The organism is Pedobacter cryophilus (assembly GCF_005116455.1).
GTDB lineage: Bacteria > Bacteroidota > Bacteroidia > Sphingobacteriales > Sphingobacteriaceae > Pseudopedobacter > Pseudopedobacter cryophilum.
The window spans coordinates 42,469-53,170 of record NZ_SWBP01000010.1; the positions used below are offsets into that span (position 1 = coordinate 42,469).

Sequence of the window (10,702 nt, forward strand, 5' to 3'; positions counted from 1 at the left end):
TGCACCATAGCGATAGCGGAGTACCGCACAGCCCGGCCGTTGCCCAAATATTTAAAAATTTAAGAATCAGGTAGGATTTAGATAATTTTTTAATTGATTTATTTTCTAAAAACCTTGCTCATTCTTTTATCTAATAAGAACAACATTTTTCCTCTGTTTTTAACTAATCTTGAAATTCCTCTGCTAAACTTATTCATTGGCTTAGTTATAGACTGATTAAGCTTTTCTGGCAGATCTTGAATATCATTAATTAAGTGCTGGTATTTTTGATTGCATCGGCTTTGCTGCATCAGCAAAAACTCGTGATTTAATTGAGCATCCATCATTTCCTCCTTTGTTTAATTGGTTAAAATAAATTTACAATTATTAAACTCACTTACAGGCAAGAAAAAAGTAACAAAACTGTTGATAACAAGATATTTGTTAACAATTAAATAATCGTAAATTTATAAAACAATGAATAACAATCACTTAATTTTATAGACCTCTATAAAAGGGTCGAAAAAATTTAATCTAAAATTTATGACCTGGAAAAAATTTAGCGGCGAAACTATTAAATCGCCCATCTTAGAAGAAGTAGAACAAGCCATTGAAAGAGAGTATAACCTTGGCAACAAATTAAAAGTTTGTATAGGTACAGATTCTCAAGTTAAAGGAGCCATTACTGATTTTGCTACTGTAATTGTATTTTTAAGAGAAAAAAAAGGTGGGTTTATGTTTATCCACCAAGAGCGTACTTCTCAAAAAATGAGTATTAAAGAACGAATGCTTTCTGAGGTACAAAAATCTATTGAATGTGCTTATGCTTTATGTGATCTTTTAGATTTATATGATGTTGACTTAGAGGTTCATGCTGATATTAACACCAATCCTAATTTTAAATCTAATGCGGCCCTACATGAGGCAATGGGTTATATTTTGAGTATGGGTTTTGTTTTTAAAGCTAAACCAGAGGCCTTTGCCAGTTCTTATTGCGCTAATAAAATGGTTCAATAAAAAAGCCTGAACCTTTTGTAAGGCCCAAGCTTTTTTATTGATATAAAGCAATTGAATTAACTTGCTATGAACTCTTCTTTGCTTAATAAGGTACCTTGGGTATAATTTTCTGAGTGCTGAGATTCATCTAAACCTAATTCTTCTTCTTCGGAACTTACACGAATGGGCTCTATAAAATTAACTATTTTAAAAATGATGTAAGAGAGAATAAAACTATAACCAACTGCAATAAACAAGGTTTTAATTTGTACCCAAAAGAAAGCTGCGTTACCAAAAAACAAACCATCGTTTCCGGCTCCGTTAATTAATTTTGTTGCAAAAATACCCGTCATCACCACTCCTACCATACCACCAACACCATGGCAAGGAAATACATCTAAAGTATCGTCTAAACTAGATTTTGACTTAAAATAAACTACTATATTAGAAATAACAGCGGCTACAACACCAATAAATATACTGTGGTGAATGCTTACAAAACCTGCTGCGGGTGTAATAGCTACCAAACCTACTACTGCACCAATACAAAAACCTAAAACCGAAGGTTTTTTTCCTCTTAATACATCAAAAAACATCCATGATAAACCTGCTGCGGCTGCGGCTGTATTAGTAGTTGCAAAAGCAGAAACAGCTAATCCGTTTGCTGCCAAGGCAGAACCTGCGTTAAAACCAAACCAACCAAACCACAATAAACTTGTTCCTATTAATACGTAAGGAATGTTTGCAGGGGGTATTTCTTTATGCTCTAAGTGAACTTTTCTTCTTTTTAAAACCAAAGCACCTGCTAAAGCAGCACAACCGGCAGAAATATGTACTACTGTGCCTCCGGCAAAATCTAAAGCTCCCATTTGGAATAGTAAACCATCTGGATGCCAGGTCATGTGAGCTAAAGGAGCGTAAACAAAAATGCTAAACAAAACAGTAAATAATATATAAGAGGTAAAACGAATACGTTCTGCAACTGCACCTACTACTAAACCCGGAGTAATTACGGCAAACATTAATTGATAAAAAGCAAATAGCCCTCTTGGGATGGTTGGCGCCAATGGCCAAGGCTCAGAAGACATTACGTCTTTAAAAAACAAATGAGTCATTGGGTTGCCTATAAAACCATTAATGGATTCTCCAAAACAAAGACTGTATCCTACTACTATCCATAAAACGCCTACAATACCAGCCGCAACCACACTTTTTATCATGGTAGAAAGCACATTTTTTCTGTGAACCATACCTCCATAAAAAAAAGCTAAACCTGGTGTCATGATAAAAACTAATGCCGTTGCAACTAAAATCCAAGTTACATCTGCTGGATTATACTTGCTTTCATCAGAAAAATTTGCATTTGTTTGCACAAATAATACTGCGATAGCAATAATGACCAGAATACTAAAGGGCATTAACCTTTTAAAAATAGAATTTTTCATTTTTTTTGTTTTGGTTTGATTATTTATACAATTATCAGAAATTATTTGATAAAAAATGAAATTATTATCAAATAATATTACAAATATCATATAATTTTGATTTAAAAACACAAAAACAACCAATTATTTATATAAACAACCATAATTTATCCTAAAAACCTTTTAACATTTTGAACGTTTAGGAGATTATGAAAACGTATACAGTTAAGTTTGAGCAAAAATTACCTATAACCTTAGAAGAAGCTTGGGACTTTTTTTCGTCTCCAATTAATTTAGCCAAAATCACTCCTAAAAGCATGGCTTTTATCATCACTTCTGACTATAAAGTGAATACCAAAATGTATGAGGGAATGATTATTACTTATAAAGTTGCACCCCTTCTAGGTGTTAAAATAGATTGGATGACCGAAATCACTCATGTAAAAGAGGGAGAATATTTTATTGATGAACAACGCTTTGGACCTTTTAAATTTTGGCATCATGAGCATCATTTTAAAGCCATTGAAGGTGGTGTTTTAATGACAGATAAATTAATTTATGGCATTCCTTTCGGGATTTTTGGCCAAATAGCTAACGCGATAACTGTAGCCAAACAAACTCAAGAAATATTTGACTACAGAGAAAAAGCGGTGGAAGAATTGTTTGGAGTTTATAAGTAGAAGTTTAAAGTGGAAAGAACAAAGTAGGTAAACGATATGTTCACTTTAAACTTTGAACTCTAAACTTTAAACTTACTCCCCTGCACTACGCCTCTTCTTTCAATTTCATCATCAACATAGGTTTGGATTTCTGATTTTCTTAATCCCCAGTTTGGAGCAATAAGCATATCTAAGTCTGAAATTCCAAAAAGCCTTTGAATCACTAAATCTGGGCGAACCATTGGCAATAACTCACATAAGAAATCGGTGTATTCTGGTAAACTGAATAATTTAAACGGCTCTTTTTTGTATCTAGCCCCCATAATAGAACCTTCTACAATATGTAAATGATGAAATTTCACAAATTTGATTTGTGGAAATCGGTTAATTTCATCGGCGTAAGCCAACATCATTTCTTTTGTTTCGCCTGGTAAGCCAAAAATGGTGTGTACGCAAATATCTAGCTTGGTGTTTTCGAGCAGTTTTAAGGTATCTAAAAATTCATCGTGAGAACAACCTCTATTAATTTGAGATAAGGTTTCATTATAAATAGATTCCATACCCATTTCTAAATCTACATCTACCCTATCGCTATAACTTTCTAACAGTGCAATTTTCTCTGCATCCAAACAATCTGGTCTGGTACCCACAGATAAACCCACAACATCTGCCGGATTCACACTTAAAGCTTCATCATATAAAGTTTTTAAATAATGAGCCGGCGCATAGGTATTTGTATTAGGCTGAAAATAAATAATAAACTTTTCGGCTTTATAACTTTTTCTGGCTTTTTGCATCCCGTACTCAATTTGCTCTTTCATGGTTTCCATGGTGCGAGAAGTGGGCGTAAACGAATCTACGTTGCAATAAGTGCAGCCACCGTAACCTTTAGAGCCATCTCTATTGGGGCATGTAAAACCCCCATCTACAATAACTTTGTACACTCTTTGTCCGTTATATTTGCGTTTGAGATGAGCGCTGTAGTAATTATAATTCTTTTCGCCGAAAGCCAGTGATTTTTCCAATGTCAAATGATATTTTTGCAAAGATACAAATTGAAGCCGATTACAAATTAATAAGCAATGCTTAGAATCTATTATAAAAAAAATACCCGACTTGCGAAGGAATATGATTTAACCTTATTGAGGGATATTCCCATGGAAAGTTTGGTTTGGGTAGATCTACAAAACCCAACAATAGAGGAAAAAGTAACCATAGAGACTTATTTTGATATTAAATATTCTTCAGAAGAAGAATCAGTAGAAATTGAAAGCTCTTCTCGTTTTAGCGAAGTTGATAACGAAATTATTATCAATTCTAATTTCTTATCCATTAATGAGCAAGGTTTTGAATACAGTCCGGTTTCTATGATTTTAGAAAAAGGGATTTTATTTACCTACCGGGATGATGATTTAAAAACTTTTGGTGAATCGGTAAAGAAAATTAGATCAAACCCTACTTTATATGTAAACGGCTATCAAATTCTTTCTACCATTTTAGAAACTTGTATAGATCAAGATGCAGATTTGATTGAAAATATAGCCCGTGAAATTGCCGAGCTTAATAAAAGTTTAAAAACAACCACTGAAAAAGTAGATGAAGACGACCTTTTAAAGATTTCTTCTTTGCAAAACGACAATATGATGTTGCGTGAAAACATTATAGATAAGCAAAGAATGATTTCATCTTTAATGCGCTCTTCCACTTTCCCGGAAGAATCTATGGGTGTTTTACGTTTAATGATTAAAGATATTAGCTCTTTATTAGAACATAATAAATTTGCCTTTGAGCGATTAGAATATCTTCAGGACACTTTTTTAGGTTTAATTAACATTGAGCAAAACAGAATCATCAAAATATTTACGGTAGCCACTGTGGCTTTTATGCCTCCAACTTTAATTGCCAGTATTTACGGAATGAATTTTAAAGTGATGCCCGAATTAAATTGGCAGTACGGTTATTTAGTAGCCATTGTTTTAATGATACTTTCTTCTTTTGGAACTTTAGTTTATTTTAAAAAGAGAAGGTGGCTGTAAAAGAGTATCAAGCTGCTTGTAGAAAGTATCAAGACACAAGTATCAAGTATCAAGATGCTTGTAAATAGTATAAAAAAGTAGTATCCAGTATTAAGTTTATAAACGTTTTAGGTTCTTGATACTTGTATATAGTATAAAAAAGTAGTATCCGGTATCAAGTTTATAAACGTTTTAGGTTCTTGATACTTGATACTCATATCTTGATACTAAATCAATACTAATTACTTGAAACTTATTCCTTATTCAAAAACATCCTCACTAAACCCATAAACCAGGCATCAGGTAAAACCCTTCTTAAAAATAGCAGAAACGGAGCTCCGCTACCAACAGCATATCGCAATCTAAAATTATTACTATTTGCTGCTTTCCAAATAATTTGCGAAACCACTTCTGGACCAGGTGCTGCGGCGGCAGCTTTTAAATAATTTGCAGAAATTCTATCGGCGTAAGCATCATATACTGTTAAACCCTCTTTCTTTAAGGTATCAGGAGAACGATCATAAAAATCAGTACGAATAGCTCCAGGCTCAATCAATTTAACTTTTACGTTGAAAGGCCGCAATTCAAAACTTAATGATTCTGAAAAACCTTCTACCGCCCATTTTGTACCATGATACAAACTGTACAAAGGAAAAGTTAATCGTCCGCCAACAGAAGCGATATTAATAATAGTTCCACTTTTTTGTTTTCTAAAATAAGGGATAAATTGTTGACAAACGCTCATCAATCCAATTACATTGGTATCAAATTGCTTTACAATTTGATCTTTAGTGGCGGCTTCAAAAGGTCCTAAAGCTGCATAACCAGCATTATTAACCAATACATCTATCGCACCAAAATCTTTTAAAGCCATTTCAAAAACCTGCTGAATGTTTTCTTCTTTTAAAACATCTAAAGCATAACATTTGATATGATCGTAATTAATTAGTTCTGTTTCATTTATAGGTTTCCTCATAGTTGCAGCTACATTCCACCCTTTACTGGCAAAGTAAATAGCTGTTGATTTTCCAATTCCTGAGGATGCTCCGGTAATGAATATGGTTTTAGACATGGTGTGTGTTTTAATCAAATATAACATAAACAAAAAACAAACTTTGTTAATCAATTTGCCTTAAACCAAGTTTTTAGACTAAACCCTAATTTGGTCATCAAATTCATGTCTATCGAACATCTTAATACTATGCTTTATGAGTTCAAAAACGTAAATTTGCCCACCTTTTTAAATGATTTTAACGCCCGGAACATGCAAGAAACCGAAGTATATAAACCTAAAAATAAAATCCGATTTGTAACCGCAGCATCTCTTTTTGATGGTCATGATGCTACAATTAACATCATGCGAAGGATTTTACAATCATCTGGTGCAGAAGTAATTCATTTAGGACATAATAGATCTGTGGATGAGGTGGTAAATTGTGCCATTCAAGAAGATGTACAAGGTATTGCCATGACATCTTACCAAGGCGGACATATAGAATACTTCAAGTATATGTATGACCTTTTGCAGGAAAAAAATGCTAAACACATTAAAATTTTTGCCGGTGGTGGTGGCGTCATTCAGCCAGAAGAAATTAAAGAATTAGAAGCCTACGGCATCACTAAAATATATTCACCTGATGATGGCCGTAGCATGGGTTTACAAGGAATGATCAACGATATGTTGATTAAATGTGATTTCCCTACCATCGTTAAATTAAACGGAGAAATTAAAACTTTACCCAATAGAAATATTAAATCTATTGCTTCAGCGATTTCTGTTGCCGAGAATTTCCCTGCAGCAGCAGTTGATTTTTTAAATGAAGTTCAAAAACTCATTGGAAATAAAACCATCCCCGTTTTAGGTATAACTGGTACTGGCGGGGCAGGAAAATCATCTTTAGTGGATGAATTGGTACGCAGGTTTCTGGTTGAAACTGATAAAACAATGGCCATTATTTCTGTTGATCCATCTAAAAGAAAAACAGGTGGTGCCTTACTCGGCGATAGAATAAGGATGAACGCCATTAACAACCCAAGAATTTATATGCGTTCTTTAGCTACTCGTCAGGCTAATTTGGCGCTCTCTAAATACGTTCAAGAATCTATCAATATCTGCAAAGCTTCTGGTTTTGATTTAGTAATTGTAGAAACCTCTGGAATTGGGCAATCAGATACTGAAATTACCGAACATTGCGATGTTTCTTTGTACGTGATGACTCCCGAGTTTGGCGCCGCTACGCAATTAGAAAAAATTGATATGTTGGATTTTGCCGATATGGTGGCCATCAATAAATTTGATAAAAGAGGTGCGCTAGATGCAATACGTGATGTAAGAAAACAATACAAGCGCAACCATATGATCTTTGAAGCTAAGGATGAAGATTTGCCAGTATATGGCACCATGGCTTCTCAATTTAATGATCCCGGCACAAATAATCTGTTTTCCGCTTTGATGAAAAAGATCAAAGAAAAAACCGGAATTGATTTTGATGCTAAAATGGCTTTCACCAAAGAAGAATCAGAAAAAATATACATTATACCACCAGATAGAACTCGTTATTTGGCAGAAATTGCCGAATCTAATGAGGCTTATAATGAATACGTAAATGCACAATCTAAATTTGCTCAACAGCTTTTTCAACTGCATGGCACTATTGAGCTTTTAGAAAAAAGTAAAGGAGATGATGCAACCATTCAATCTTTAAAAGACACTTATGCCCTTATAGAAGAAAAATTAGATGGCGAGTGTAAAAGATTATTAAGAGAATGGCCTGCAACGGTAAAACAATACAAAGCAGAAAACTTCATTTATAAAGTTCGTGATAAGGAAATCAAACAGTCTTTATTTTACGAATCACTTTCTAAACTTAAAATTCCTAAAATTTCTTTACCTAGATATGAAGCTTGGGGAGATATATTAAAATGGTTATTAACCGAAAACTTACCAGGAGAATTCCCTTATGCGGCCGGTGTTTTTCCGCTGAAGCGTGAAGGAGAAGACCCTACCCGTATGTTTGCCGGCGAAGGCGGACCAGAACGTACCAATAAGCGTTTTCATTATGTTTCTTTTGGGCAACCTGCAAAACGTTTATCTACAGCATTTGACTCGGTTACATTATACGGAGAAGACCCGCATGTTCGTCCTGATATTTATGGTAAAATTGGAAATTCAGGGGTAAGTATTGCAACTTTAGACGATGCTAAAAAACTATATTCTGGTTTTGATTTATGCGCACCAGCAACTTCAGTTTCCATGACTATTAACGGCCCAGCGCCAATGCTTTTGGGCTATTTCATGAATACAGCCATTGATCAGCAATGTGAAAAATACATTACTGAGCATGGTTTAGAAACTGAAGTTTCTGAAAAAATTGATGCCATTTATAAAGCTAAAGGAATTAAAAGACCACATTACGAAGGCGAATTACCTAAAGGAAATGACGGCTTAGGATTAATGCTTTTAGGAGTTACGGGAGATCAGGTTTTGTCTCCTGAAATTTACAATCAGATAAAAGCAAAGGCGATTGCCAGTGTTAGAGGAACCGTACAAGCCGATATTTTAAAAGAAGACCAAGCACAAAACACTTGTATTTTCTCTACAGAATTTGCCTTGCGAATGATGGGCGATATTCAGCAATATTTTATTGATGAAAAAGTAAGAAACTTCTATTCAGTTTCTATTTCTGGCTATCACATTGCCGAAGCAGGTGCTAATCCAATTTCTCAATTGGCATTTACGCTTTCAAACGGATTCACTTTTGTAGAATATTATTTAAGCAGAGGCATGCATATTGATGATTTTGCACCTAACCTCTCCTTCTTTTTCTCTAACGGAATAGATCCAGAGTACGCTGTAATTGGAAGAGTAGCTCGTAGAATTTGGGCAAAAGCCATTAAACAAAAATACAAGGGGAATGATCGTTCTCAGAAACTGAAATATCATATTCAAACTTCCGGACGCTCTTTACATGCTCAGGAAATTGATTTCAACGATATCCGCACTACGCTACAAGCGCTTTACGCCATTTATGATAACTGTAATTCGCTACATACCAATGCTTATGATGAGGCTATTACCACCCCAACAGAAGCATCTGTACGTAGAGCAATGGCTATTCAGTTAATTATTAACAGAGAATTGGGCTTGGCTAAAAATGAAAATCCGCTGCAAGGCGCATTCATTATTGAAGAATTAACAGATTTGGTAGAACAAGCGGTTTTAACCGAATTTAAACGAATCAACGATCGTGGCGGTGTTTTAGGCGCAATGGAAACCATGTATCAACGCAGTAAAATACAGGAAGAATCTTTGTATTACGAAACCTTAAAACATAATGGCGAGTACCCAATTATTGGTGTGAATACTTTTTTAAATAAAGAAGGTTCTTTAACGGTGAGTCCGGGGGAAATTATTAGAGCCACCGAAGAAGAAAAACAATTACAAATCAGCAATTTGAAAGCTTATCAAAACAGAAATGCCGATAAAACTGAAGATCTTTTAAAAGATTTACAACTAAAAGCCATTCATGGCGAAAATATTTTTGAAGGCTTAATGGAAGCTTCTAAATACTGTTCTTTAGGGCAAATTTCTAATGCACTTTATGAAGTTGGTGGGCAGTATAGAAGGAATATGTAATAGAGTCCGCAGTCGGTAGACGGCGAACCGTAGTCTGAATTAAAGAAAAGCAGTTATTTCCAAATTGGGAATGCTGCTTTTTTTTGAAAGGCAATTTCCTGTTTTCATAGCTCCCGATAGCCCGGCTATTCGCTACAAATCCGCTCGCTCTTGGTCCCGTGGTTTTTTCGCTGCTATCCGCCTTATTTTACTTAGGCTAGCAAAAACTTTTTAAATGTGTTTACAAAACCTAAACCATTTGAAGCACTCATTATAAAAGAGCGCAATACTATAAAACAGTTTTAAGAACCTCCATTATGTTTAACTTTTATTTTAAATTGTTTTATTATTAGTTTAATCCATTTATTTGATTTACATTTGCCTAATTAAAAATTAGTAAAAATGAGTAATGGAGTAGTAAAGTTCTTCAATTCAACCAAAGGATTTGGTTTTATTAAAGAAGACGGAACAGACAAAGAATACTTTGCACATGTTTCAGGTTTAGTAGATGACGTTAGAGAAAACGACGAAGTAACATTCGATTTACAAGACGGAAAAAAAGGATTAAATGCTATAAATGTTAGACTTGCTTAATTAGCAGTTGAATTAATATAAATCACATTTAAAATCGTTAATAACCATTGCCAAAAGCAATGGTTATTTTTTTGTACCCTAATTTATAAGATTTATTAAGGTAGAAAAGCACTGAATAAAGGGATCAAGCGTAAAAGTTGGGGACTAGCTTAGGCATAAATTTTAGATAATCGGAACAGGAAGAATTTAACATTTCTCACCCCTCTAAATTGAGATCTAAGAGCCTTTATTTTTGCATTAAATGATTCTGCTGATGCATTTGTGCTTTTATTATCAAAGTAATTCAATATGGTTTCATAATTGTTTTGAATGGTTCTTGCTATGGTATTAAAGGATTTGTAGCCTAATCTCTCTATTTTATTATACCATATTGCTAATTTTTTAAAAGCGACTAATCTATCTTTTGAATGGCTCAATATG

Annotated in this window: 10 protein-coding genes; 5 read left to right on the forward strand and 5 right to left on the reverse strand. The window is 34.2% G+C overall.

The window, feature by feature from the left end; all coding sequences use genetic code 11:
- Positions 1 to 98: 98 nt before the first annotated feature.
- A complete protein-coding gene (locus FA046_RS17075; RefSeq protein WP_136827757.1) occupies positions 99 to 326 on the reverse strand; it encodes a hypothetical protein in 228 nt (75 codons plus the stop codon).
- Between the two features lie 196 nt (positions 327 to 522).
- On the opposite strand from FA046_RS17075, the gene FA046_RS17080 reads away from it, so the two are divergent.
- Complete coding sequence (locus tag FA046_RS17080; protein WP_136827758.1) at positions 523 to 996, forward strand: ribonuclease H-like YkuK family protein; 474 nt, start codon at positions 523 to 525, stop codon at positions 994 to 996.
- Between the two features lie 56 nt (positions 997 to 1,052).
- Here FA046_RS17080 and FA046_RS17085 read toward each other — a convergent pair whose 3' ends face one another.
- Positions 1,053 to 2,420, reverse strand: a complete 1,368-nt coding sequence (locus FA046_RS17085) for an ammonium transporter (protein ID WP_136827759.1) — start codon at positions 2,418 to 2,420, stop codon at positions 1,053 to 1,055.
- 188 nt (positions 2,421 to 2,608) lie between these two features.
- Here FA046_RS17085 and FA046_RS17090 point away from each other — a divergent pair, with 188 nt between their 5' ends.
- A complete protein-coding gene (locus FA046_RS17090; protein ID WP_136827760.1) occupies positions 2,609 to 3,079 on the forward strand; it encodes an SRPBCC family protein in 471 nt (156 codons plus the stop codon).
- 59 nt (positions 3,080 to 3,138) lie between these two features.
- Here the strand turns inward: FA046_RS17090 and FA046_RS17095 are convergent, their stop codons facing one another.
- Complete coding sequence (locus FA046_RS17095; protein WP_136827761.1) at positions 3,139 to 4,083, reverse strand: TIGR01212 family radical SAM protein; 945 nt, start codon at positions 4,081 to 4,083, stop codon at positions 3,139 to 3,141.
- Positions 4,084 to 4,140: 57 nt separating this feature from the next.
- Between FA046_RS17095 and corA the strand changes: the two genes are divergently transcribed.
- Positions 4,141 to 5,094 (forward strand): magnesium/cobalt transporter CorA, encoded by a 954-nt coding sequence (gene corA / locus FA046_RS17100; protein ID WP_136827762.1) that lies wholly within the window; start codon positions 4,141 to 4,143, stop codon positions 5,092 to 5,094.
- A gap of 232 nt (positions 5,095 to 5,326) precedes the next feature.
- Here the strand turns inward: corA and FA046_RS17105 are convergent, their stop codons facing one another.
- The gene (locus FA046_RS17105; RefSeq protein ID WP_136827763.1) at positions 5,327 to 6,145 is read right to left on the reverse strand and encodes an SDR family oxidoreductase; all 819 of its coding nucleotides are present in this window, start codon (positions 6,143 to 6,145) and stop codon (positions 5,327 to 5,329) included.
- Positions 6,146 to 6,337: 192 nt separating this feature from the next.
- Here FA046_RS17105 and FA046_RS17110 point away from each other — a divergent pair, with 192 nt between their 5' ends.
- Positions 6,338 to 9,709: a methylmalonyl-CoA mutase family protein gene (locus tag FA046_RS17110; protein WP_136827766.1), complete on the forward strand. Its 3,372-nt coding sequence runs from the start codon at positions 6,338 to 6,340 to the stop codon at positions 9,707 to 9,709.
- A gap of 381 nt (positions 9,710 to 10,090) precedes the next feature.
- Positions 10,091 to 10,282 (forward strand): cold-shock protein, encoded by a 192-nt coding sequence (locus FA046_RS17115; protein WP_136827764.1) that lies wholly within the window; start codon positions 10,091 to 10,093, stop codon positions 10,280 to 10,282.
- 149 nt (positions 10,283 to 10,431) lie between these two features.
- Here FA046_RS17115 and FA046_RS17120 read toward each other — a convergent pair.
- The coding region (locus tag FA046_RS17120) for a transposase (protein ID WP_136826055.1) at positions 10,432 to 10,702 on the reverse strand (271 nt) is incomplete at its 5' end.